This is a genomic window from Paenibacillus sp. FSL H8-0175 (genome assembly GCF_045040615.1).
In the GTDB taxonomy this organism is placed as follows: domain Bacteria; phylum Bacillota; class Bacilli; order Paenibacillales; family Paenibacillaceae; genus Paenibacillus_AQ; species Paenibacillus_AQ odorifer.
In genome coordinates this window covers 884,352-910,130 of record NZ_CP150299.1, presented here as the reverse complement: position 1 = coordinate 910,130, position 25,779 = coordinate 884,352, and the positions used below count along the sequence as shown (strand labels likewise).

Sequence of the window (25,779 nt, the reverse complement as noted above, 5' to 3'; positions counted from 1 at the left end):
ATTAATTGAATCCGTTAATTTAACGGGATCGAATAGAACACTCTGGATCCTTTATTGTTCGTATACCAAATGATTTTGTCTCCACTAATAATAGGACTGCACTCTGATAAGGCAAAATGCTTGATCGTTTGGATTTCGCTAGTAGCTTTTCCCGCTCCATCTATAAGAACATATTTCAGATCACCCGGATGATTCTCTTTATCAAACTCCTGCCACAGCACCATCATTTTGTCGTCTGTGATTTTTACTAGCTTAGGGATGGACGCGATCAGGTTCGTGCCTACATATTTAGCCAAGGTAATGTGATTCACCGAAGTACTGCTCAGGTTGGACTTGGGCAACACACTAAGCATGACATCCCTTTGGTCCGTTTCTAAACCCACCATCTCATAAGATGTATACTCTTTGACCAGTGAATGATCTACCGAATTCATAGCGACTATATAGTTCGCCGGGGACATCTCAAATCCGCCTATAGAAACACCCGTCGCGTTCGCTCCGATTTTGCCGGGAATATTAAATAAGTCCACTTCGTTATAACTGGCTCCGTCTCCTTTATTCAGAACAATCGAACGGGGATAAGCGTCGCCATGATCGACTAAAACATGCGCTGCACCATCAAACAATACATATTGGTCAAAAGAGTGACTGACATGATTCTTCTGGAATCTTCCCAGATCATTGGTCACGGTCATGGATTTAGTATTTACGATAATGGTAAGCTGGGATTGATGATTTAATTTATCTTCTGTCGTGTATCTTGTACGTGAGGTGTGAAATACAAGCGTATCTCCAGCCTCAGCCATACTACCGGAGCCTGAATCAAACGGGCTAACGGTATAGCTCTCCCCACCCTTTATGGAGACACTGTCTACTCTATTGAAACTTTTATCATAACGGACAATACGAATGACTTCTTTGTTATCATTCTCTTCGCGGTTCTCTTGGCCAAAAGCAATATAGTTATACTTCTCCCCACTAAAGAAGCCACCAAACACCGGAAGCTCAAAAGGAATGCTCTTATTGCCTGTTAGTTCGTACTTCTCATTGTACGTTTCAATCGTAAACTCTTTGTTCGCCTCAATAACACTTACAGTCCCATCCTTATTATTCACAAGATAAGAAGAGGCCGTACTTTTCCATCTAGGAAAATAAGAAGATTCCGCATTACTCTCAGCTACAGCCGCCGTCTTTACCCGGTAAGCATGATCTGGGATTGTGGAGAATAACGATATGCGATCAGACTGAACGTCAAATTCAATATCGAACGGAATTTTACCCGCCAAATCTCTCAACTGAAAATAATTGTTATCATCAATATTGTACGCCGTAATAGACTGCAACTGTCCATTGACCAGCACCTTAGAATTTGAAAGCGTAGCTGCATAATTTCTATTGCGGCTATAATAGTTACTTGTTGTTTTCTTTTCGGGCGTATAAGCTTGTCCAGTTATGATCTCAATCGCATTGTTCGCTTTATTCCAAGTGATATCAAACTGGCTACTCGTTCCCGAGAAATACTCTGCCAAATCGCGTAGTCTGAAATAATTGTTATTCGATATGTTGAACCCATTCAGGTTCCGCTGTTCTCCATCAAAATATGTACTGCTCTCGGTTACCTTAGCCTTCACCGTACTGCTCGCAAAGGTAGTAGTGCCGAGTGCTGGTGTAACCAGTAATACAATTAGCAAAACACTAAAAATCCTCTTCATCCGTCTTTCCTCCATTTAAACATAATTACAATGGCATGCTTTTGGTAATCACAGTATCCATCTATTAATCTTATCGGTAATCGCGTTAAACTTAATTATGAAAACGGGGTATGGTATATAATGGACATAAATTCAAAATACTGGAGGCGTATATGAGTAGAACAAATTATGGTTACTTACTGATCATTCTAGCCTTAATCCTACTGTTGACAGCTTGTGGACCAGGTCCAAAGTCTGGCAATCGATACGAAAAAGATATTCTGAACACACTCTCCCCAAGATACAACCTACAATTCAAAGTAGTAGAACGGACGGGCGTAACCAACAAAGACGGTTATGAGAAACTAATCTTATCTCCCATTAATGATCCGAACATTAAATTTTTTGCCAGTTCCATTTATGCGAAATCATACTATTCAATTTTTCGTTCGGAACAACATCAGGAAAGTTATCTAGACGGTCTTTTCTTTGCTTATGCCCCTTCATTGTACGCCAGACATTTAAATTTCAAGTTCCCTTCTGACTATTTCAGTGAAACGCTGAAGTATGGGGAGATTTACAAATCTACATACGAGAGGGATGGAACCGCACCATATATCATCGATGGAGTTACCGAAAAAGATTTCATTCCGTTATCCAAGGACTTTTATGAGATTATAAAGGGATTCTATCCGCACAGACCACCTTCTCCGAATTTAGTCAATCAGCTCGGTTCCACCATAGCACTTCCATACAGATTTGAAGGCAGTACAAAGCTGCAATTGATCCGCCACAATTTCGCTTCTGCTGAACCATACGACTCTTATGAAATCTATAGGCAATTTGTTAGCAGTTATGAACAGATGAAAGAAGGGAATGAGTGATGAGAGGCTCTTATAAAATCTCCATTCTGATGATCATTTGCTGTATTCTGTTGACAGGGTGCTTCTCGGGGAGTCACAAGTCAGGAGATAAATATGTGAAGAATGCTCTAGCATATATGAAGGCATACTATTTTATTGATTTTGAATATTCAAGAGTCATAGGAAAAAATGACGATGGATCCGACATTTTGGAGCTCTACCCTAAGCTCAATCCAGACATCAAATTTAACTACCAACAGTACATTATCCAGTATCCTCTTCACAAAACTGATAAATATAACGTTTCTAAGAATTACGAGGAAGTCCTCTGGATTAAAAAATATGCAGATGTCTATCAAAGGATTCTGGGTAAACCCGTGAATACCGATGCTATTTGGGAAGCTTATCAGAAAACAGATTTCACCCAAACTAGCTTTCTCGAGTTCCTGAGAACCACCGATTATGTGATTTCAATTCCACCAAATTCAATCCCAGAGTTCTCCCAAAAGATTTATGCAATGTCTCAAGCGATTGCTGAATTCCCAGAGATCAGCCGCGTGGGAGGAAGGCGCATTGATGAACTGCCTTACCAGTTTGAAAATCAAAAGGATCTCTCACGCGCTTACTTTTTATCGAATGATTTCAGTTTTAATGAAGAAACGACCCTTCAGCAGCTCACTCAGCATTATCAATATATGAAGGACACCGGGGAATTGAAATAATTTATATTCCTCAGATAGCACTCTCAAAAAAAGCCGGCCAAACTCAGGACAATACACCTGAAATTTAGTCGGCTGAATATTAAACTTAGTTTGTTTTAGAAGCAGGAAGCTTTTTTAATGTAATCTTTCATCAAACATGAGTTGGATTTGAATACCAAAGGGATCTTCAATGATACCGTAGGCTTTGCTAAACACATTGCTAGATAAAGGAGCAATAATTTTCACGCGCTCGTCTGTGATTAAGCTTTTATAAAAACCTTCAATCCCCTCTAAGTCAGCACTTTGAATACATAATGAAGTGTTATTGCCCACTGTATATTCCTCATTCGTATTCATTGTATCTTCTGCTATCATTATTTTTGTTTTTCCGATTAACAGGACAGAGTGAGTAATATAATCCTTATTTTCATCCGTAAGCTGTATGGAGCTGTCACGCTCTGCTAGTTGTTGATAGGTGACACGTAGCAATTCCTCTGCGTTAAAATGTTCTTTGTAAAATTCTATAGCTTCCTTAGCTCTTCCATTCATCGATAAAAAAATAGCTACTTCTAGTGTTGTACTCATAGTATAAATCTCTCCTTTTATATATTTGATATCTGGCCTTAAACTTATTATCCTATATAAAGGTATCAAAACATGACACCTTTATAAGGAGTTTTATATATGAAAAAATCAGAACGATTAAATGACATGATGAGGTACTTAAACAGTCGAGAATTCTTTAATTTAAGTGATCTCATGGATAAATACGCTATTTCAAAAAGCACAGCTCTACGCGATATTAGTTCATTAGAACAATTAGGTATGCCTATTTTCGCAGAACATGGAAGACACGGACGTTATGGTATTCTAAAAAACAGATTGTTATCCCCTATTATTTTCACGATAGATGAAGTCTATGCGCTGTATTTTGCCATGCTGACGTTAGAATCTTATCAATCTACACCCTTTCATCTGAGTGTTAACAAGCTAAACGAAAAGTTCGAGCACTGTCTTTCGAGTACACAAATCAACCAAATTCACAAAATGAAAAAGGTCCTGCAATTCGAAATGTATCAGCATAAGCATGTCAGCCGTTTTTTAGATAAAATCCTAGCAAGTATTCTAAATGAGAGTGCCTGTAACATTGCATATACAAAAGAAAACCAAACAAAAAGCTACCCTGTTCAATTCTTTAGGATTTCCGCTAGGTTTGGTCAATGGTATGCCACTGGAATAGAGCTTACGACGAATACATATAGAGTTTTTAGATGTGATCGAATAACCTTCATTGAAGAAGAGGAAAGCAAGGCTCGTTATTCTATAGAAGAACTTCTTAGTCGTTCATTAGAAATCTATCAGTCTGCGAAAAGTATTGACTTTGAAGTTGAGATTGCGGAACAAGCAAAGGATATTTTTTATAAAGAACATTATCCTTCTATGGAAATAGAGGTGGGTCCGAAAACAGTCATTAAGGGATTCTATAATCCAGGTGAAGAAGATTTCTTGGCTAATTATTTTATGCGATATGGTCATGCTGTTACATCCGTGAAACCTGAAGCCTTAAAACAAATAATCAAAGATAAATTAGAGCAACTCGTAAATCATTATCAAAAAATATAAAACTAAGCAAAAGGGGTAAAAAACACAGCTTGGAGAACTGCCTTAGCCTTTTTGAGGTTACGCGTATCAAGTTGGTTAAGCATGTCTACGATTTGACTCATTTCATCGTTTTCCACTGGCTCAAGAGATTCTCCGGCAGTTAATAATTCTTTTTCAGCAACCGATTCCGAATGAACCCATGACGCTTCCAAAGTATCCTCGAAGGCTTGGATTATAAATAACAATTCATCTGGGTTATATCTCTGTAGAAACCGGTTTATCCCTTTATTCATCTGCTTATGTAGGGCTAAATGCAAATCGAATATTTCTTTCCCTAGAGGTGTTGTAAGAAAAAGCACTTCTTTTTTATTATCGGGGAGAAACTCCGTGCGAATAATTTCTTGTTGCACTAATTTTCTAGTGATTTTGGACACGCTGCCTTTCGGAATTCCGAATTGCTTCGAAATGGTAGTGCCATTCACCGGCTCAAGCTGTCCAATCGCATCTATTACATGCAGCATCATGACTGTGGAGTCTTGGAGGAAATCAATGATAAGGGGATTACTGCAGTTCTGAATCAACCATTCCTTCTCTTCATCATCCTCCGATTGAAATCGCTTTTGTAGTTGGGGAATCATCTCTATCAGTTTTTTTATCAAAATATCCTTATTAGGTAAGTTCTCGAAAGAATGCGTCACTGTTAAGTCTCCTCGTAAATTCATCTTATGCTCATTTTAACAAGACACAGATCATAAATAAAGTTTCCTAGAAATAATATTGACAACAAGGAAACTTAAAACGTATTATTGTTTCCATAGTTAATATTTAATTTCAAGGAAACAATAATACGAAAAGAAGGTATTTATATGAATGTCTTAATTATTTTTGATCATCCATACGGAGCAACAGCGTCCGAGAATGTCCCCCATCAGCGAAGCTATTCCGCAGCCTTATTAGCCTCCGTAATGCGAGGTCTCACCACCAAAGGCCATACAATTGATCTTATCGATCTGCATGCCGATGGATTTGATCCCGTCATGTCGCACAAAGAACTCACTGCTTGGCGGCAAAAGAGAACCCCCGACCCGCTAGTCGCCAATTATCAGCAGCGTCTTATAGCAGCGGATCATATTGTCTTCATTTTCCCTATATGGTGGGAAGCCATGCCCGCTCTTACCAAAGGTTTTCTTGATAAGGTATTCGCAAAAGGCATTGTCTACGAAGAAACTAAACCTGGGCGGCCCTTCAAATGCTTGCTCCCGAATATTAAAGGAGTGTCCCTGCTGACCGTAATGAACACGCCCGACTTCTTTTATCGCTGGATTTTTGGCAACCCCATCACCAAAATTCTATTCAGAGGCACCTTTCGCAAAATGGGAATACGTAAGAATCTTCGTTGGTATAATTATGCCGGGATGTCAGATCGCAGCTTAGAAGAGCGGGTGAAACATCTTGATAAAACAGAACAACGGTTTGCACGACTGGACTAAACTAGACTAGATCAAATTACTCAAGCGCTGACTGATTCTGAGAACTGAATCTCTGGTTTCTTCATCTCCCTAAGCACCAGCAATCCAATGAATAAGGATACAACGCCGATAATAATCAGCAGCGCCCCCAGCTCCTGACTGTAGGCTGTTAGCGCCCCATCCCGAAAAGCCATTCCGCGTATGAGGCGATTAAGCCAGTTCATAGGTAATACCCATGCGGAAATTTGAAAGAACTCTGGAAAGGCAAGTGGACTCAGCTGGATTCCAGTAGCAAGAAACGACGGATACAACACGAAATTGGTTCGTAAATTAACTTTGGATACGTCTTTGGCAGTATAACCAATCAACAGGCCCATAAGCGACAAGGCAAAGGCATATACAAACAGCGGAATAATAAACAGATAAGGCTCCGCTTCAAAGCGCATTCCCCCCACCTGCTTTAATAAGCCGTAACATAGGAGCAGCGAAATAGTGGTCAAAACAGCGTAAGGTACACTGCGAACCCAAATCTGCCAAGGAGACTTCCCGTTTGCAAAGAGTTTCCCCTCCTGTCGCAACCGAGGGACAATTGAACCCGCTGCGCTTGTTGTAATCATCAGCACCACAATATTCACAAATCCAACGACCATAAAACCCACATAACTTGTGGTCGGGTTAAATAACATCCGCTGCTGGAGAGATAACGGAGAAGCAAGCCCTTTAGAGGTTTCGGCATCCATCCCCTTTTGGAGGAGCCGGGTCATAGAAAGAGTCACATTTTCCGTCTGGATCACTTCCTGAATCGCAGTCCGGATGCTGGTTAACCCTGATGGCATTGTATTATCCATTAAGATGCCAATATTTGTTGATATCCCCTGCTGCTGATGTTGCCCCAACTCTTTGGGAAGCATGATGACCGCTACAGCCTGCTCATTTGCCAGTAACGTCTCTGGGTTCAGGCGGCTGGAGTACACATTTGTTACGTTCATATATGGAGAGGCATTTATCTTTGAGATCAGCTGTCGTGAATACGAACTGTGATCCTCATCAATGACAATAACATGCGATTCGCTGATTTGGTTCTTCGAGAACATTAAGCCAAAAAACAGGGCCGCAATAAGCGGACCTATAAAAATCAGGCGTAAATACTTACTGCCCACCACGTACTTCCATTCGTCAATCAGTGACTTCATCGAGCTTCACCTCCGCTGTCATCCCCGGAAGCAAATCAGCATTCCCATCCATAGTTACACGGACAAGAAACATGCTTAAATCGGCTTGCCCTTTTTCACGTGACATACGTAAGCTCGCAAATTGAGGCGCGGCTGCGATAGATGTAATTACACCTGTCACCTCCGTTGGGTGCTCCAAATATGGAAAATGAACTCCAATACTTTGATTCACCTCTAGCTTTTGGATTTCACTTTCTTGTATGTAGAGATCTGTATAAAAGCTGTTTTTTTGCAAAACCGCCATTGGCATTCCTAGCTGGACTAGATCCCCCGGCTTTACAATAATCTTGTTGACTGATCCGTCCTCCGGCGCAACTACATCCGTTTCTCCTTCAGCAGATTTAACCTTAAACAGCACCTCTCCCTGTTTTATAGAATCACCTGCAGCCACACCGACCTCGACAATTGACCCTGGACTATTCTGATAAAATATTGTCTTTTGCTCCGCATCCAGAATCCCTTGTTTCCTGCTCTCAGCCTGACTGACTGCATCCTTTCCTTTTACAGCAAGAAGCGCCCCTCCAACAATCAGCACAATCGCAATTCCTATATATAGCCCTGCTTTTATCTTCATTTTCCACTCTCTTTCATCACCATTTTTTTAACTGCATTTTCAGCAGCCTCCATAATTACTTCTCCCAATGTGGGATGAGGGTGAATGGTCATCGCCAAGTCCTCCACAGTGGCTCCCATCTCAATAGCAAGAGCAAGCTCCGACACGAGTGTGGATGCCTCTACTCCAACGATTTGTGCACCCACTACGACTCCTGAATTTAGGTCCGCTACAAGCTTGACGAAACCTTCCGTCTCCCTCAAGGCCAAGGCTCTCCCGTTAATCCCAAAGGAGGATTTGCCAATAACCAGCGAAATGCCTTTTGCCTTTGCTTCTGTTTCACTTAAGCCGACACTGGCCAGCTCTGGGTGCGAAAAAACAACGAGCGGGATGGCTCGATAATCAACTTCGGAGGAGAGACCTGCAATGGCCTCTGCCGCAATCTTTGCTTCGTACGATGCCTTATGAGCGAGAGTCGGGCCTGCCGTAATATCTCCAATTGCAAAAATATGCGGGATAGCTGTTCTGCACTGTTCGTCCGTCGCAATCAATCCCCTACTCGTCACTGGCAAGCCTATGCGATCTAGTCCTAAATTGCCGTCTGTATTTGGTTTTCTGCCCACAGTAACTAACACATATTCCGCTGTAACATGCTGCTGTTCCTGATTTTTTAAATAATGCAGTGTAATGGTATCTGCACTCTCCACTACGTTCACAGCTGTCGCTCCGGTAATAATTTTCATGCCATCGGCTTTCAGCTGCGTTCCAACAGGGCTCACAAGCTCCGCCTCAAATCCAGGCAGCACTTGTTCTCCCCCTTCCAGAATCGTTACCTTTGTTCCGAATTTGGCATACATCTGCCCCAGCTCGACACCAATATAGCCCCCACCTATAACTACTAGGCTAGTTGGAATCTCAGGGAGCGACAGCGCTTCTGTGGAAGACAAAATACGTCCGCCAACAGGAAAGGCTGGCAGCTCAATCGGACGAGATCCTGTAGCCAGGATAGCGTTTTTAAAGGATAAGGTTTGCTCCTGTCCAGACTGACTGATGATAGCTGTATGTTCATCCACCAAGCTAGCCTCTCCTTCGAAAATGCTCACCCCAGCAGTCTTTAATAAATAACTGACTCCACCTGCCTGCTTATTCACAACTCCTTGTTTAAAATCCTGAGCATTTTTAAAAGATGCTGACGCATCTGCAAAATTGAACGGTCTGAGCAAATTATAGCGATGTGATTCAGCAATTAATGCTTTGGATGGGATACATCCAACATGCGTGCAGACTCCGCCAAGCTGGTTGCGTTCAACAATCGCTGTTTTCATCCCAAGCTGTGCAGATCGCAGCGCCGCCACATAACCTCCCGGACCTGATCCAATGACCAATGTTTCTACGGCTTCAAGCTTACTCATCTCCTGATACCTCCTGTTGAACTTTTTTAAAATATGATGATCGTAATATATTATTACCATCATATTTTAAAACAGTCAATAACCTTGCCTCGCCTTTCACAAGCTAACTTTCTCAGAATCGCTAAATTGACAGGCTTTATTATGACGCCTATAATATTTTAAAAGTAGAACTATGAAGCTGTGGAGTGATTACAATGCCGTACCCCAAAGGTCATAAAATAAAAGTGCGAAATAAAATCGTTGAAAGTGCTGCTCAGGCTTTTCGCACCAACGGTATTCACGATGTAAGCGTTCCGTTCATTATGAAGGGGGCCGGATTAACTCATGGCGGGTTTTATTCCCATTTTGACAACAAAGAACAGCTTGTCGCGGAAGCCTGCCGGTATGCCATCAGCGATACCATCGCCCTTCTGCAGAAGGTCGCTGACCAGGAAGAGCAGAACCCCAAAATCAATGCTGTCATTGATTATTATTTAAGTCCGTATCACCGCGACAAAATGGAGATGGGCTGCATTATCCCTGCCCTTTCTAGCGAAATATCCCGTTCCTCAGAAGAAGTTCGGCAGGTATTCACGCAGGAACTGGAGCGGATGATTGCTTTTATCTCTAATCTGGCGGGAATTGACGCGTCCAAAGGTAGTGCACTGTTCAGTACTATGGTTGGCTCCCTTGTTCTTGCACGGACGGTTAAAGATCCTGAACTGAGCGACAACCTACTCTCGTCTGGCAAACAGTATGCCAAAGCGCTAGTAAGAGCCTAATATAAAAAACACGCCAATAAATGGCGTGTTGTAGTTAAATTTATTAAAATTCTTCATACGATGCGGGATCTTGATCAGCTATGCGACCTGTTGGCGAGGTTAATGCGGAAATAACGGTCATTTCCGCTTCCGATAATTCAAAATCAAAAATATTCAGATTATCACGCTGATGCTCTAGAGAAGAAGCCTTTGGAATGGGAATAGCCCCAAGCTGTATATGCCAACGTAAGATAACCTGCGATATCGATTTATTATGAACCTTGCCTATTTCCGCTATTTCCTCATTTTCCAGTACACTGCTAGCCCGTCCCAATGGACTCCACGATTCAATCACTACCCCATGCTCTTTGTTCCATGCACGTTGCTCTTCCTGATTAAAATGAGGATGCAGCTCAATCTGATTCATACTCGGCGCTATACCAGTTTCTTGTATCAAACGTTCAATATGCTCCGGCAAAAAGTTACATACACCGATGGAGCGAATCAAACCTTGCTTACGTGCCTCGATCATCGCCTGCCAGGCCTCAACATATAAATTCACTCTAGGGTTAGGCCAGTGGATGAGATAGAAATCATAGTAATCCAATCCGGCTCTGAATAAAGACTCCTGTATAGTAGACAACGCTTCTTTATAAGAGTGATGGCGTCCTGGCAGTTTGGAAGTAATGAGTAGCTCTTCCCTAGGCACAGAACTTTGCCGAACAGCCTGGCCTACAGCACCTTCGTTCTCATAATTAAACGCAGTATCGATCAGACGATAGCCAACATCAATCGCCTTAGTGATGTTTTGTGCTCCCTCAGTTCCGTTTAACGCGTAGGTACCAAAACCAATCGCAGGCACCTTCACTCCATCGTTCAATACGATTTCAGGTATTCTCTCAGTCATCGTCGCTCTTCTCCTTTGTTGTCATTTAAACCCCTGTCGATCCATCTTATAATTATTATAACATCCTCATAGTAAACTCAATCATTGGGTCACCTGAACAACCTCTAGCCTATTAGTAAGCCGCTTTCGTGGGCATCCGATTTATTTTTTATAGTAAAATGAATCTACAACACAGGATTTTCGTAATGTTATGAATTAAAAGTAGAGATAAGAGGTGTATCCAATGAAGGAGCAATATCCAGCTAGGCTTGAATTGTTCACAGACAACGCTCAGAGGATCAAAAAAGCTTTCCCATGGCAAAATGCAATGGTTAATCGGTTAGCGGCACTATTGTATGCTGTAGAAGACAAAGTTGCAGATGACGAAGCCATCCGTGCCAGCTATGAGCTAATTAAGGAGAGTACCGGGATTTTCTCTCAATTTAGAGGGGCTTCGGTGATCAGCATTGCCGCCCTGCTCTCTCTTTCTGACGAGAAGGAAACTCTGCTTGCAAACACACTTGCCGTGTATGATTTAATGAAGGAAGCCAAATTCAGAGCCTCTGATTATCTCGTCGTTGCTGCCTATCAAATCGCTGCTAATGCAACATCGGATCAATATCAGCATACGGTAGAACGGGCAAAGCTATTTTACGATAGTATGAAGGCAAAACATCGTTTCCTTACCGGACAGGACGATTATATCTTCTCCGCGATGCTTGGTCTTTCCGATATCGATGTTGAGAGTGGCGTGGACCGCATGGAGCAGCTCTATGTAACGCTTAAGCCCGAGTTTATGTCAGGCAACAGTGTGCAAGCCCTGACCCAGGTATTGGTTCTTGGGGAAGAAGCCCCTCAAGCAGCGGACCGTGTATTGGCATTAAGAGATGCATTTCGTGCACAGGGTATCCGGCTAGACAAAGAATATACCCTCTCCTCACTGGGCGTGTTATCCCTGCTCCCTTGCAACAAGGAGGACATCGTTACTGATGTCTCGGAGACTTACGAATTTTTGCGTACAAAAAAGGGCTTCGGGAACTGGTCTATTGGCAAGCAGGAATTACTGCTCTTGTCTTCTGCACTGGTAGCCTTCAGATCTGTGGAGGATGTGCAAAACGGCGTATTAACTTCGATGCTTTCTACCAACATTACCAATATTGTAATTGCGCAACAGGCTGCTCTTGCCGGGGCAGCGGCTGCATCAGCTGCGGCTGCAGCTTCTTCTTCGAATTAGATTGAATCGTGAGGGAAAGATATGGACTCAATAAAAATCTTCACAACTAGAAATGAAGAATTGTTAAACCGTCTACTGAACATTTGGGAATCATCCGTGCGGCATACTCATCTTTTTCTATCCGAGCAGGATATTGATGCTTTGCGGCCGCTGGTCACGCAGGCGCTTGAGGGCATAAGCGATTTGTTTGCTTTTACAGATGATGAGGAACAGTTGCTTGGCTTCATAGGGGTTCAGAATAAAAAGATTGAAATGCTGTTCGTAGAACCTGCTGCAATGGGAAAAGGGGTTGGAAAAGCGCTAGTAGCTTATGTCATGCAGAAACTCGCCGTACACCTCGTGGATGTGAATGAGCAAAATCCCCAAGCTTTAGGTTTCTATGAGCATATGGGATTTCAGGTTTTTGAGCGTTCAGCACTCGACGAACAAGGTAATCCTTTTCCTATCCTGCACATGTCGCTTAAGTAGCTTTTTCCTATGCAGGAGACAGTTCGAAGCATTTTAATATTGTAAAAAGACAACAGAGCAGCGATTCTCTCGTTTGAGAACGCTGCTCTGTTGTCTAGTTGTCTGCAGTTTAGGTTGGCGAAGCTAGGAGCGGATAGGAGGAGTTATAAGAAGAGGCGGAGATAGGCGAAGCGGCTCCGAGTATTCGGCTCAGCTGTATCTACTTCTGCATCTACATCTACATCTGCATCTACTTCTACTTCTTCATCTACATTTACTTCTACTGCTACAGCTACTTCTACTTCTACTGCTACCTTTACATCTGCTTCTGCTTCTACCTTTACATCTACTTCTGCTTCTACCTTTACATCTACTTCTGCTTCTACCTTTACATCTACTTCTACTTCTACTTCTGCAACTACTTCTAAATCTACGCATATACCCTCGTGCACATCGCCAAATCAATGCTCTCTGTTGCTTCCGGACTCAGATGACGCTATTTGCTCATTTATCACCTTTGAGGCATAGTTTCGGACTCCAGTGTCGCTATTCTATAGAAAGAGCCTCATTTCTGGCGTTTTTTATGCCAATAGCTGCTATGGAGTCCGATACCATGGCAAATGGCGGATAATCTGGCGTTTAAGGTCATCTGGGTCCGATGGAATCCGCTAGCGTCAGTTCCTAACCATCCCCAGTTACTTCCGGACCCAGGGGGCGCTATTTGCTCATTTATCACCTTTGAGGCATAGTTTCGGACTCCAGTGTCGCTATTCTATAGAAAGAGCATCATTTCTGGCGTTTTTTATGCCAATAGCTGCTATGGAGTCCGATAACATCTCAAATGGCGGATAATCCGGCGTTTAAGGTCATCTGGGTCCGTTAGCGTCCGATAGCGTCAGTTCCTAACCATCCCAACTTGCTTCCGGACCCAGAGGACGCTATTTGCTCATTTACCGCCTTTGAGGCATAGTTTCGGCCTCCAGTGTCGCTATTCTATAGAAAGAGCCTCATTTCTGGCGTTTTTTATGCCAATAGCTGCTATGGAGTCCGATAACATTCCAAATGGCGGATAATCCGTCGTTTAAGGTCATCTGGGTCCGATAGCGTCGGGCATAGATTCAGATAACAAACAATATCGTCAGAAATCATCGGATGGCAGCGATAACGAACGATAGCGTCGGGTCCTAACTATCCCCTGTTCCTTACGGACCCAGAGGACGCTATTTGCTCATTTATCGCCTTTGAGGCATAGTTTCGGACTCCAGTGAAGCTATTTCATAGAAAGAGCCGCAGCTATGGCGTTTTTAGATGCTATTCCACCGACTTCAAAGCCTCTATCATATGGATTCGTTTGAGCTTAATATGCATGAACGCCATGACTATACCGGAGAACAAGAGGGTTAGGAGCGCCGCATAAATATAACTTGGCCACTTGATGATCGGAGCGAACATCGTCGCATCCAGCTCGGCCGTCTTCAGGACGAAGCTATGCAGCACTATGCCGAGACCCGATCCAGCCACAATACCGAGTAGGCTAAGCAGCATATTCTCGCGGTAAATATACATGGTTACTTCCTTGTCGTAGAAGCCCAGTACCTTAATGGTTGACAGCTCCCGGATCCGCTCGGACACATTGATATTGGTCAAATTGTAGAGGACGACAAAAGCCAACGCCGCCGCTGAAACAATGAGCACCAAAGTTACAACGTCCATACTCTTCATAGTCTCATCGAAGGCGGAACCTACACTGCTGGAAAAGCTGATGGCAGCGACGCCCTCATTAGCCGTCAGCTTCTCACCAAATTTGTCTTCCCATGTTTTATCATGTGCGGTGTAGTTCAGAAGTTCTGTGTTGAATACTGGTTTTTCTCCGAACACAGAAGCATAATACGCCGGTGTCATATAAACATAGTGCATTACATAATTCTCTGTAATCGCCGCGACCTCAATCTCGAATGTTTCATTATCTTTGTCCACCACGGTCAATTTATCACCAGACTCCAGCCCATACAGCTTAGCCAGCTTCTCTGAGATAATAACCCCATCATCCGTAAGCATCCGTCCTTCTCCACTTTTTCGATCACGCAACTCCACGAAATCGGATAAAGAGTTAACAGAGGTAGGAACGAACAGATGAACCTCTTGGTCATTTACACCACTAGCATGTGCGGTCATCCGTTCTTGCGCCACACTCAGCGTCCCAGTTACTGCAGATTCACCAGTGATTAGTTGGTCGTAGGCTTTTAGCACATCGGCAGACACATCTTCATGCAGTGCCACAAGTGCATCATATTTCATAATCGTGCCGAATTGCGACCCGGCGATGCTGCCAATTGAATCCTTGAGACCAAATCCCGTCAGGATCAGCGCTGTACAGCCAGCCACGCCGAATACAGTCATGAACATCCGCTGCTTATAGCGGAATAGATTCCGTGCGGTAACCTTTTGGACAAAGCTCAATCGCTTCCATATAAAAGTGATCCGCTCCAGTAAAATACGCTGGCCACTCTTTGGTGCCTTCGGACGCATCAATACGGAAGCATTGCTGCGTAGTTCTACCCGTGAGGCAATCCACGCCGTCAACGTAGTACATATTAACGCTACGATAACGGATATGATCGAATAGGAAAGATAGAAGTTCTTCGTGATATCCGGTAAATTATAGATTGCACTATACGCATCGTAGATAATACCCGGAAACAGGGTAAAACCAACCGCAAGACCCGCAATTGAAGCCGCCAGACTGGCAAGTGTACCATAGACCAGGAATTTCGCCATAATGTCGCGATTGCCATAACCGAGTGCTTTCAGTGTCCCAATCTGCAGGCGATGCTCCTCAACCATCCGTGTCATGGTCGTCAAGCTGACCAGCGCAGCAATCAGGAAAAAGAACACAGGAAACGCACTGGCAATCGCCGACAACCGATCAGCGTTATCTTTATATTCGGCATATCCCGGATTAGCGCTTCGGTCAGTAACGTAGACCTTAAGCTGCTCCAGCTCTGCAAGCTTTTGCTCCCCTGCCGCCAATTCCTCTTTGGCAGAAGCAAGTCCGGCAGCAATTGCCTTTATACTTGCAGCCTGTTCCTGCTGCACTTCCTCCGGCTGGCGCTGCAAATCCGCAAGCTGCTGCTCGGCGGCGGCCACCTTTGCGCGGCCACCAGAAAGCTCTTTCTCGCCTTCCGCACGCAGTTCAGCAAGCCGTGCTTCCGGCACGCCGGACATCGCCTGCTCTACAGCATGGGTATGCTGTTCGATCAGATCTTCATACTCCGGCGAATAAGCCTTCACTCCGGCTGTATCCTTAAAGGACAGATAGGCTTCCGTATACACCGGAAGCTTGAAATCTGACTCCGGGATCGCGGCGAACGCATCCGCCGTACCTTTGCCGATCCCACTGGTGCCCCGGGTACTTTGCTCAATAAACTGTGGACTTCTAACAAAGCCAACTACAGTATACTCCAGTCTTTCGAAGCTGTTCGACAGCTCCGCATCCGTACCGTTTCCACTAAAAGATACCTTGTCACCCAACGCATATTCTTCCGCTAGCTTATCGTCCAGCACGATTTCACCGGAATGCTCCGGTAGATGGCCTTCAATAATACGGTATTGATTAAGTGGTTTATCCGTGTTGTAAGAATTGACTTTAAGTATTAAGGCATTATCACCTATGAATACATCTGCACTATAGCTCGGCTGAATCTCATCGATCCCCTGTACATTTCTGAGTAACCCGATGTTGTCTTCGGTCAGGCCGTAGTTAGTCTGCACCTTCAGATCCATCAAGCGCTGCTCTTTGTAAAAGGTTCCAGCTGTATTCAACATATCTGGCCCAGTAGCCTTGATTCCGGCAAAAAAGCTGACGCCTAACATAATAATTGCAAAAATCGAAATAAACCGGGCTTTGGTATGCCCAATTTCACGAAAAATATCTTTCCACAATGCTCGCTTTTTCATAGATGCCTTCTCCTTACCATTCAATATCGTCAACGGATACCGGCGAAGGATTGATCACCATCTTCCGTACCTTAGCGTTGTTAATCTCTATAACCCTGTCAGCCATCGGAGCGATCGCCAGATTATGTGTAATTACGATGACCGTTGTCCCGGTGTTACGACAAGTATCCTGCAGCAGCTTCAGCACCTGCTTGCCGGTGTTATAATCAAGCGCCCCTGTCGGCTCGTCGCAGAGCAGCAGCTTCGGCTGTTTAGCCAACGCTCTGGCGATAGCGACACGTTGTTGCTCACCACCGGACAACTGAGCCGGGAAATTATCTAACCGCGCGCCCAGACCCACATCCTCCAGCACCTTACGTGCATCTAGTGCACGCGGGGAAATCTGCGAAGCAAGCTCAACATTTTCCAGTGTGGTCAGATTAGGTACTAGATTATAGAACTGAAATACAAAACCTACGTCATTTCGGCGGTAGCCTGTCAGCTCCTTGGCACTAAACTTGGCGATATCAATGCCATCCACAATGACCTGACCTTCATCGGCGGAATCCATGCCACCCAGAATATTAAGCACCGTAGATTTACCCGCACCACTTGGGCCGACGATCACGGCAAATTCACCTTTTTTTATCTCAAAATCAATCCCGTCATTCGCGACAATTACATTCTCGCCCATCTTGTAACGCTTGTACTCCCCTTTTACAGCAACAAAACTCATTCCTCTTCCTCCTGTCCCTATCCGAACTAAGTCTAATTACTCTACATTGTCTCAGTTTATCATAATTAGAACGCCCAAGCCCGAATGGCAAACCCTCATTACACAAGGTGAAATTCACATCATTAATAAGTTCATTTTTTTGTAACAATAATGTAACAAGGAAATTTTACCGTAAACGATACTTAGTCATTTGATAATGTTATAATCACTTTGTTTTATTTACTCTTTTCAGGCAAGAGTGAAAGAACAAGAACAATCAGAAACAGGTGATCAGATGTTCGAACTGAAATGGCTATGGCAGAACCTAGAGGGAAACCGGACGCGATATATTCTGGCACTCTGCCTTTCGGTGGTGGGCTCAAGTCTTACAATCGTGAATCCGTACATCAGTCAGCGCATTGTCGATACGTTTATAGCCGGTGACAACGCCCTGCAGAATCTTACACAAGAACGGCAATTATTGATTATGCTCTGTCTGGGCATGATCGGATTTTCTCTACTGCGCACAGGTCTCGCATATTTCACGACCATGCAGTACGAGATATCCTCGCAAAATATGATGTACAATGTCCGCATTTATTTGTACAACAAAATTCAGGGACAGGACAGAAAATACTACGATCATAATCGCACCGGCGATCTCATGACCAAGATGACAGGCGATCTGGACATGGTCCGTCACTCTATGGCCTGGATTTTTAAGACGATCATTGAATCGCTAACGATCTTCCTTGCCGCCGTTATCTATTTTTTCACCATAGATGCGGAACTGACGCTGTGGATGCTTATCCTGTCACCGCCCATTTTTATCGTGGCTTACATATTCGCTAAACGCGTCCGTCCTATGTATATTGACCTGCGTGAACGGCTGTCCCAGCTTAACACGACTACACAGGAGAATATCTCAGGCAACCGTGTGGTCAAGGCTTTTGCCCGTGAGGAATTCGAGGTCGAAAAATTCACAGAGAAGAATGTCAACTATTCTACAGCGAACAAAAAGGCCGCCCTTGTATGGCTTGATTATTTTCCTTATCTGGAATCCTTCGCTCAGGGCTTCAACGTAATCCTTATGTTGGTTGGTGGTTTGTTCCTTATGAACAGCCGGATCACCTTCGGTGAGTTTATGGCCTTCTCTTCGCTTATTTGGGCTATATCCAACCCTATGCGCAACATCGGTATCATTATCAACGACATTCAGCGCTTTTTTGCGAGCTTGTCCAAAATCGTAGATATCTATTATGCCCGGCCAAATATTGTTAATGAGCATACTGTCACTGACAAACGCCGTTATGAAGGCCGTATTGAATTCGATCATGTCCGCTTCAAATATGATAGCGCTATCGTACTGGACGATATTAGCTTTACCGTTGAACCCGGTGAAACTGTAGCAATCATGGGCGCGACAGGATCAGGCAAAACAACAATCATCAACCTCATCCCTCGCTTCTACGATGTAGCTGAAGGGCGCGTACTCGTAGACGGTGTTGATGTTCGGCAGCTGGAGCTTGATGAACTTCGTGGAAATATCGGCATGGCGACCCAAGATGTACTCTTGTTCTCTGATACCATTGATGGAAACATCGCCTATGGCGATCCTGATCTTCCGGAAGAAGATGCAATGGGTTATGCAGAGCTCGCAGCCGCACACGACTTCATTACCAAAATGCCTGAAGGTTATGATACCGTTGTCGGGGAACGCGGAGTCGGACTATCGGGGGGGCAAAAGCAGCGTATTGCCTTAGCGCGTGCTTTGGCGGTACACCGTCCTATCCTGATTCTCGATGATACGACCTCTGCGGTCGACCTTGAGACGGAGGAGCATATCCAAAAAAGTCTACGTGAACTGGACTATCCTTGTACGAAAATTATTATTGCGCAGCGTGTATCTACTACCTCGCAAGCCGACCGTATTCTTATTCTGGATGGCGGGAAGCTAGTTGAGGAAGGGACTCACACTGAACTGCTAGCGAAACGTGGTTACTATTACGAAGTGTTTAAACTGCAGAACGAGGGTATTGGAAGGCAGGTGACCGCAAGTGGCAAGGAATAAATTTGACGTCGATGAAAATCTTGAATCGCCGTTTAATATAAAACACTTCCGGCGTGCGATGGTATATATTAAACGAAAGAAAACGCCAATGATTGTTGCGTTCGTGCTCAGTGCACTTTCAGCAGCCATTTCACTGTCGGCTCCGCTGATCATGCAACATGTCATCGACGTGACCATTCCGGCAAAAGAGAAGCTTGCACTGCTGGGTTGGGCTGCACTGATGCTTGTGACCATCGTGGTCAGCGTTTATCTGGCTACGATACGCTCGCGCATCATGACGAGTGTTGGGCAGGATATTATTTTTGACATCCGAACGGATTTGTTTAAGCATCTGCAAGAATTGCCTTTCAAATATTATGACGACCGTCCACAGGGCAAGATCCTTATCCGGGTCGTAAACTACGTCAACGCCGTTTCAGATGTGCTGTCCAACGGGATTATCAACTTTATTCTAGAAATCGTGAATTTGCTCTTTATCGCAGCCTTCATGTTCGCTGTCGATGTACGACTCTCATTTGTCATCCTTGCCGGACTGCCAGTCTTCCTTGGCATCATGCTGCTGATCAAAACCCGGCAACGCCGGGCATGGCAAGCAGTGTCCAACAAAAGCTCCAACCTGAACGCCTATCTGCAAGAGAGCATCAGCGGTATTGGTGTGACACAAATGTTCTCCCGGGAACAACGTAACGAAGGAATCTTCACACGTCTCGCGGGTAATTTCCGTAAAGAATGGATGAAGGCTCAACGTTACAACTTACTTATTCCGTTCTCTGTAGACAACTTGTCTACGATCGTTACATCATTAATTTTCCTTGTAGGCCTACTAACACTGAGTCCTCAAGACATGACCCTCGGTGTCATTCTGGCGATGAGCAGCTACGCTGCCCGCTTCTGGCAGCCGATTCTGAATCTTTCGAACCTGTACAATAACTTCATCAACGCCGTTGCCTATCTTGAGCGTATCTTCGAAACGCTGGATGAACCGGTTACCGTCAGTGATATCCCGGATGCAAAAACACTGCCATCTGTACAGGGCCATGTCACCTTCGACGATGTAACTTTCGCCTATGACCCGGGGCTTAATATTCTGGAGAATATCTCCTTCAAGGTCAAAGCGGGAGAAAGCATCGCGCTGGTAGGACCCACAGGTGCGGGCAAAACAACCGTCGTCAATCTGATCTCACGCTTTTATAACATTTCCAGTGGTCAGATTCTGATCGACGGCCAGGATATCTCGCAGGTGACGTTAAAATCTCTTCGCAGCCAGATGGGGATTATGTTACAGGATAGCTTCATCTTCTCCGGTACCATTCTGGACAATATTCGGTACGGCCGACTGGATGCGACCGAAGAAGAAGTAATCGCCGCTGCAAAGGCCGTTTGCGCCGACGAATTCATCCGTGAATTCGATCAAGGCTACATGACAGAGGTCAATGAACGTGGCTCCAAGCTGTCTCAAGGACAGCGGCAGCTCATTTCGTTCGCAAGAACACTTTTGGCAGATCCGCGCATTCTCATCTTGGATGAAGCCACTTCTTCCATTGATGCGAAGACTGAGCGCTTATTGCAAAAAGGGCTGAATGAACTGCTTAAGGGACGCACCTCGTTCATTATCGCGCATCGCCTCTCCACCGTAAAAAACTGCGATCGTATTATGTACGTATCTAACAAAGGCATCGCGGAAAGCGGCTCACATGATGAGCTTATCGCACAGCGGGGCCTTTACTACCACCTCTACACAGCACAGAAGATGGAAGCTTAATCGAATAAACATCAAAAGAGCTCAGGCCGATTTGCAGCCTGAGCTTTTTGATGTTTTATTATTTTCAAAAAATATCAAAAACTAATCTATCGCTGTCCAAATATTTAGCGCAAGCGAGCGAACCGCAAGGTTCGTGTGATTTCTGTACAACCGCAGACGCTCTGCAGGCTCTGGACTCCATAATAGAGCACTTCCGGCAACTTCAAGCAACGAAAGTCCAATATACTGAGATTCATATTGGCTCTCAGACCCTAGAACATCTACAATTTCCAATAAAGTTTCCGGACTCCAGTATCCCGTGCTCTCTTCTAAATTATACGCGACCTGCTTATAAACATCGCTTAATAGCTGGGGTTGATTTGAAATAGTGGTAACCATCCGATTCAGATAATTGGCGGATTCCTTCACATTATTCCAATCTATTGCTGCTATATACAATTTCATCACAGCTTGCTGTAAGGTCTCATCAGATGCCAGACAGTCAATCAGATCCGTATACAAAGGGATAAGGTGCATCCGGGTGATTTTTGGCAAAGCTATCAGCTGGTTGACTAATTTCAGTAGACGTTGCCGATGAGGCAAATCTCTTTTGGCAGTGGCGTTCCATTCATCACTTATCGCTGCACTAACCAGTCTCTGACATACACCAACTACAACCTCATTGATCTTACCATCGCGACAGGTTTCTACCAGCGTGTTCATAGCAGTTTCCCATCTAGTGCTGTCTTCCAAATCCGTAATAGACCGAGCGGTGGCAGCTGCAACAATCCCTTCATTTCCATTTGTCCACCGCATCATAGAAATGAAAGCATATCTGCCAATATACGCATCTTGGTGCCTTGCAATTTCAAGGATTAATCCTAGATAACGTGGTCTAAAGTCTAGCGGAAGAGCATTAGGCTGTTGAGATAATAAACTTCCTGCGATGTCACTTTCTGATGAAGAAGCCATTGTACTTAACATATCCCAAGCGCGTTCATCATCTAAAAGCTGTTTGGCAGCATGCCCTATGGCTATGATTACATCCTTGTGTGCATTGGGTTTCTCGAACTCATTCATCAATAGCGGAAGGCTGTCATCGCTTCTATAAGCGCCCAGTAAGCGGATGGCTTCTTTTCTGACAGTGATCTTCAGCTTATCCCGATTCAGAAGCTCTTTCAGCATGGTAACCAGTAACACCGGATTCACCCTGCGGATGCATCTGGGTATCGAGTACATGGCTACACGGGCCCGGTCCCCATCCAGATTCTCCAGCAGAACGGGAAGTGCCTTCTCCGGTTCTTCCATAAGCGAAAAGGCATGAAGTGCAGCTTCTACTACAGTTACTTCCTTATCCTGCATAAGCCCAAGTAACCTATCCGAACCGAGATCAGGCATGCTTGCCATGATCTTAATAACGCTTGCACGCTCCCAAAGATTACGTTTGAAATCGTATGCAATTTTTTCTAATAAGGCACTTAAAGCTTGTTGCTGACGTGGCAGCCATCTGTGGAATCCATCCGCGGCCGGCACAAGATAGATAGTTTTGCCTGATAGGAACTTGCCCTTAATGATAGCTCCTGAAATAAAAGGATCGAGCCATTCCTGACGCTTCAGATGCAGATGCTGGAACACTTCATGGATCGTAATATACGATTTATCTAAAGCTAATAATTCCTTAACTCTGGCATCACGCGTTGTACGAGGCGCAAGCCAGTATCTGGCCGCTTGTATGGCTGTAGAATCCGCCTTTGCCCTCGTTGCTTCCTTTAACAGATTCTGAAGTTTTATGATGCCGTAACCTCTTTTACCGAAAGAGCTAGCTAGGCTTAACACCAGATTGTAATCTTCTCTTTTGTTGGCCTGTACAGCTAATGTATAAATTTCGTCGAAGATAATCTCTTCTACTCCCCAGGGTAAATTCTTCTCCAAGGATGGAAGGGAAAGCTGCCCATTCTGCTTGGCCAATTTCTGAATCGTTTTTAAAGAAAACTTAAACAGCTCACCATGAGGATGTAATGCGTTATGCCGGAGAATAGCAAACGCCAGTTGTTGAACGGAAAATTTTGTACCATATGAAGTATCTCTGGCCTCTATAACACTATCAACAAGCAAAGTAAGCTCTTGTACATGGGCATCCGTGAACACAGACGCAGGACTTTCCGATAGCTCTTTAAACACAGCGCCCCGGACAGGATCCTGATCATTTTTAATCCGGCCCAGGTACACCAAAGTTTCATTCATGCCCTGTCTCGACAGAACGGTACTTCTGATCAGCTGCATAAGCGCCGTGGCACGTTCGTCTGCACTGGATACCTGTGTTGCTTGTTCAAGTCCCGCTCTTGAATGAAGAATAGAACGGCAAGCTGTAAATCTGATTGTTCTCTCCCTGTCATCATTAATTTCACGAAGGCCAAGCATCCGGGTGGCTTCCTTGTCACGCAAGGCATGTGGTAATACATACAGTAATCTTTCCGGAAAAATACGTTCATTACGTTTATCTTCTTCATACACAGCATCGAAAATGACTTTGCGGTTAGAAGGTGCCATATTATGAAGCAGCTTTGCTATGTGCATAGGGTGATCTGCGAGTAGTTTCGCTATCTCCATCCATTGATCCATGGATAAATATTTTTTCCTTTTAAGAACAGCTTCAGGAATACCATAAGAAATCAGATCGCTCCGCGACTCCGTTCGTGTTAACAGTTGATATACCTTATTAGGATTTTGGCGTACAAGCGTGCCAAGCTGTTCTTTTAACGCAGGATGTATGATGCCCATAGGTCCATGATTCAGCGCACACTCCAGCACCAAGTCTGCCTTCAGATTGCATAGGATCTCCAGAGCTGATGAGAATCTCCACCAGACATAGCCTTTTTCCCTGAGTGGTGTGCTTTCCAGTGTTGTTGCAAAGTATTCTGCTACTACGTTAAGATGCCGGCTGGATAATTTCTTCCAGTCTTTTATGGCATACCCGATATCAGCAAGCCATTTACTTACCGTAGCCGAATAACAGGCCTGCAATATAATCGCGGCTTCCTCCGCTCCCCATCGGGCATACACTACAGGCAATAAGCGTTCTGCTAATTCCTGACGGTTAATCTGTGAAATACTGTGCAGAAGCTTGCGGCGGCAATCATGGGATAAATGGGGGAGCTCACGTTCAATATCAGCATCCGAAGCCACCTTTGCCAAAAGACCCGCAGCCGTATTTCTGATACTTGCCTTGGGATGCCGCAGTGCTGATAGAATAATAGCATCATCTTGTGTTGCAATGGCGCCGATTAAGGCAAGTCGTGCTTCATAAACACCATCCTCCAGCAAAGAGGCTAGTAATTGGGAGTACTGGACAGATCCGAGATGATCACGGCCTAGGATTGCTACTTTCTTGATTCTGTCGGAATAACCTAGCGAATCCAATTCTTTAAGTAAGCTCTGTTTATCCAATGGATCTCTTTTGAAAATCATAAGTCCTCCTCGTTAACCTGTTCTTATTCCACCCGAACTTTATTCTCTATACCCTAATCTATCCCCTTTAAAAAAACTAGAATTCAGCATCTGGTTTCGTTGATCAAAAAATAAAGGTAACCCTGAAGCTGGTTATTCAACCCCCTTCAGAATTACCCATCATGTACTGCTTGCTCTAGTCATTCTTTTTCTGAATAAACACATACGTACTCTCATCCGACAGCTCATCAACAAAGCTGAAATCAAATCCGTCGAAGCCTTTGATATCCTCCACACAGCTGATTTGCCGCTCAGCCATGAAGCGTACCATTTCACCTCTGGCCATCTTGACCAGGGTCGCTCTCTCTACTACCCTACCGCCGATCTCCTGCCCGAATACACAACTAACCATGCGAACATTCCCGCCAATGTAAGGGGAGATGCACTTGCTGTATTCCTTAGAGGCCAGATTCAGAATGATGTCAGTCTCCGAAAACAGCTGATCTGCCAGCTTCCTGTTCCAGAACTCGTAGATAGACTTGAAACCAGGTCCGCTAAGCTTTGCCTGCATCTCCAGCCTGTACGGCACAACGCCGTCAAATGGCCGGACGATTCCATAGAATCCGGATAATATCCGTAAATGCTGCTGAAGATATTCCAGCTCCTCCATTTGAAGTACCCCTGGTGCCATGTACTGGTACTGGATACCCTCATAAGAAAAGATAGCCGGTGTAAGATCCCGTGTTACATCCATATCCCGAATCCGCTCCACATTCAGCGTGGCGATGGCATCATTGCATTTCCATAACGATTTGGCTTCTTCATAATTCAACTTTTGTAATAAGGCCAGAAGAGTCTGCGACTCGCTTATGAATTGCGGCATCTGGCGGCAATCCAAGAAATCCGTATCCATCTTCATCTTCTTGGCAGGCGATATAATGATTCTCATGGTGCTCCCTTTTCTTACCCCCGCGGGGAATTTAAATGTAACCTTATCCTATCACACTTAATCTTCGTAGGCTTGGGGCAAGTTCATGAA

Annotated in this window: 21 protein-coding genes; 9 read left to right on the top strand and 12 right to left on the bottom strand. The window is 44.4% G+C overall.

What is annotated here, in order from left to right:
• Positions 1 to 14 precede the first annotated feature (14 nt).
• Entirely contained in the window at positions 15 to 1,712 is a 1,698-nt protein-coding gene (locus MHH46_RS03975; protein WP_076190117.1) for a hypothetical protein, read from the bottom strand.
• 152 nt (positions 1,713 to 1,864) lie between these two features.
• Between MHH46_RS03975 and MHH46_RS03970 the strand changes: the two genes are divergently transcribed.
• Positions 1,865 to 2,575, top strand: a complete 711-nt coding sequence (locus MHH46_RS03970; RefSeq protein WP_076185106.1) for a hypothetical protein — start codon at positions 1,865 to 1,867, stop codon at positions 2,573 to 2,575.
• 95 nt (positions 2,576 to 2,670) lie between these two features.
• Positions 2,671 to 3,276, top strand: a complete 606-nt coding sequence (locus MHH46_RS03965) for a hypothetical protein (protein ID WP_139329906.1) — start codon at positions 2,671 to 2,673, stop codon at positions 3,274 to 3,276.
• Positions 3,277 to 3,390: 114 nt separating this feature from the next.
• Here MHH46_RS03965 and MHH46_RS03960 read toward each other — a convergent pair whose 3' ends face one another.
• Positions 3,391 to 3,840 (bottom strand): VOC family protein, encoded by a 450-nt coding sequence (locus MHH46_RS03960; protein ID WP_076190116.1) that lies wholly within the window; start codon positions 3,838 to 3,840, stop codon positions 3,391 to 3,393.
• A gap of 99 nt (positions 3,841 to 3,939) precedes the next feature.
• On the opposite strand from MHH46_RS03960, the gene MHH46_RS03955 reads away from it, so the two are divergent.
• Positions 3,940 to 4,878, top strand: coding sequence for a YafY family protein (locus MHH46_RS03955; RefSeq protein ID WP_076190115.1), 939 nt, complete (start codon positions 3,940 to 3,942; stop codon positions 4,876 to 4,878).
• Positions 4,879 to 4,880: 2 nt separating this feature from the next.
• Here the strand turns inward: MHH46_RS03955 and MHH46_RS03950 are convergent, their stop codons facing one another.
• Positions 4,881 to 5,555, bottom strand: coding sequence for a winged helix DNA-binding protein (locus MHH46_RS03950; protein WP_256717159.1), 675 nt, complete (start codon positions 5,553 to 5,555; stop codon positions 4,881 to 4,883).
• A 168-nt stretch (positions 5,556 to 5,723) separates the two neighbouring features.
• On the opposite strand from MHH46_RS03950, the gene MHH46_RS03945 reads away from it, so the two are divergent.
• Positions 5,724 to 6,347 carry an NAD(P)H-dependent oxidoreductase gene (locus MHH46_RS03945; protein WP_076190113.1) on the top strand — a complete coding sequence of 208 codons (624 nt, stop codon included), beginning with the start codon at positions 5,724 to 5,726 and terminating at the stop codon, positions 6,345 to 6,347.
• 20 nt (positions 6,348 to 6,367) lie between these two features.
• Here the strand turns inward: MHH46_RS03945 and MHH46_RS03940 are convergent, their stop codons facing one another.
• From MHH46_RS03940 to lpdA, 3 genes are read right to left on the bottom strand one after another with little or no spacing between them, the layout of a single operon-like run.
• A complete protein-coding gene (locus tag MHH46_RS03940; RefSeq protein ID WP_076190112.1) occupies positions 6,368 to 7,519 on the bottom strand; it encodes an ABC transporter permease in 1,152 nt (383 codons plus the stop codon).
• The gene (locus tag MHH46_RS03935; RefSeq protein ID WP_076128586.1) at positions 7,503 to 8,132 is read right to left on the bottom strand and encodes an HlyD family efflux transporter periplasmic adaptor subunit; all 630 of its coding nucleotides are present in this window, start codon (positions 8,130 to 8,132) and stop codon (positions 7,503 to 7,505) included. Before MHH46_RS03935 ends, MHH46_RS03940 begins: the two co-directional genes overlap by 17 nt.
• Entirely contained in the window at positions 8,129 to 9,523 is a 1,395-nt protein-coding gene (lpdA, locus tag MHH46_RS03930) for a dihydrolipoyl dehydrogenase (RefSeq protein WP_076190111.1), read from the bottom strand. Before lpdA ends, MHH46_RS03935 begins: the two co-directional genes overlap by 4 nt.
• 194 nt (positions 9,524 to 9,717) lie before the next feature.
• On the opposite strand from lpdA, the gene MHH46_RS03925 reads away from it, so the two are divergent.
• A complete protein-coding gene (locus MHH46_RS03925) occupies positions 9,718 to 10,284 on the top strand; it encodes a TetR/AcrR family transcriptional regulator (protein ID WP_076128582.1) in 567 nt (188 codons plus the stop codon).
• Between the two features lie 43 nt (positions 10,285 to 10,327).
• Here the strand turns inward: MHH46_RS03925 and MHH46_RS03920 are convergent, their stop codons facing one another.
• A complete protein-coding gene (locus tag MHH46_RS03920; RefSeq protein ID WP_076190110.1) occupies positions 10,328 to 11,170 on the bottom strand; it encodes an aldo/keto reductase in 843 nt (280 codons plus the stop codon).
• A 223-nt stretch (positions 11,171 to 11,393) separates the two neighbouring features.
• Here MHH46_RS03920 and MHH46_RS03915 point away from each other — a divergent pair, with 223 nt between their 5' ends.
• Both MHH46_RS03915 and MHH46_RS03910 read left to right on the top strand, forming a co-directional pair.
• Positions 11,394 to 12,383, top strand: a complete 990-nt coding sequence (locus MHH46_RS03915) for a DUF4003 family protein (protein ID WP_076190109.1) — start codon at positions 11,394 to 11,396, stop codon at positions 12,381 to 12,383.
• 21 nt (positions 12,384 to 12,404) lie between these two features.
• On the top strand, positions 12,405 to 12,851 hold the full coding sequence (locus MHH46_RS03910) for a GNAT family N-acetyltransferase (protein WP_076190108.1): 447 nt from the start codon (positions 12,405 to 12,407) through the stop codon (positions 12,849 to 12,851).
• 143 nt (positions 12,852 to 12,994) lie between these two features.
• Here MHH46_RS03910 and MHH46_RS03905 read toward each other — a convergent pair whose 3' ends face one another.
• The 3 genes from MHH46_RS03905 to MHH46_RS03895 form a co-directional block, all read right to left on the bottom strand.
• Positions 12,995 to 13,282 carry a hypothetical protein gene (locus tag MHH46_RS03905; RefSeq protein WP_179086251.1) on the bottom strand — a complete coding sequence of 96 codons (288 nt, stop codon included), beginning with the start codon at positions 13,280 to 13,282 and terminating at the stop codon, positions 12,995 to 12,997.
• Between the two features lie 859 nt (positions 13,283 to 14,141).
• Entirely contained in the window at positions 14,142 to 16,787 is a 2,646-nt protein-coding gene (locus MHH46_RS03900) for an FtsX-like permease family protein (protein WP_076190107.1), read from the bottom strand.
• 13 nt (positions 16,788 to 16,800) lie between these two features.
• On the bottom strand, positions 16,801 to 17,502 hold the full coding sequence (locus tag MHH46_RS03895) for an ABC transporter ATP-binding protein (protein ID WP_036684849.1): 702 nt from the start codon (positions 17,500 to 17,502) through the stop codon (positions 16,801 to 16,803).
• Positions 17,503 to 17,740: 238 nt separating this feature from the next.
• On the opposite strand from MHH46_RS03895, the gene MHH46_RS03890 reads away from it, so the two are divergent.
• Positions 17,741 to 19,552: an ABC transporter ATP-binding protein gene (locus MHH46_RS03890; protein ID WP_405132566.1), complete on the top strand. Its 1,812-nt coding sequence runs from the start codon at positions 17,741 to 17,743 to the stop codon at positions 19,550 to 19,552.
• A complete protein-coding gene (locus tag MHH46_RS03885) occupies positions 19,539 to 21,314 on the top strand; it encodes an ABC transporter ATP-binding protein (RefSeq protein ID WP_076190105.1) in 1,776 nt (591 codons plus the stop codon). Before MHH46_RS03890 ends, MHH46_RS03885 begins: the two co-directional genes overlap by 14 nt.
• A gap of 81 nt (positions 21,315 to 21,395) precedes the next feature.
• On the opposite strand, the gene MHH46_RS03880 is transcribed toward MHH46_RS03885, so the two are convergent.
• Positions 21,396 to 24,761: a HEAT repeat domain-containing protein gene (locus MHH46_RS03880; RefSeq protein WP_076190104.1), complete on the bottom strand. Its 3,366-nt coding sequence runs from the start codon at positions 24,759 to 24,761 to the stop codon at positions 21,396 to 21,398.
• A 175-nt stretch (positions 24,762 to 24,936) separates the two neighbouring features.
• Positions 24,937 to 25,689: a peroxide stress protein YaaA gene (gene yaaA, locus MHH46_RS03875; RefSeq protein WP_076190103.1), complete on the bottom strand. Its 753-nt coding sequence runs from the start codon at positions 25,687 to 25,689 to the stop codon at positions 24,937 to 24,939.
• Positions 25,690 to 25,779 lie beyond the last annotated feature (90 nt).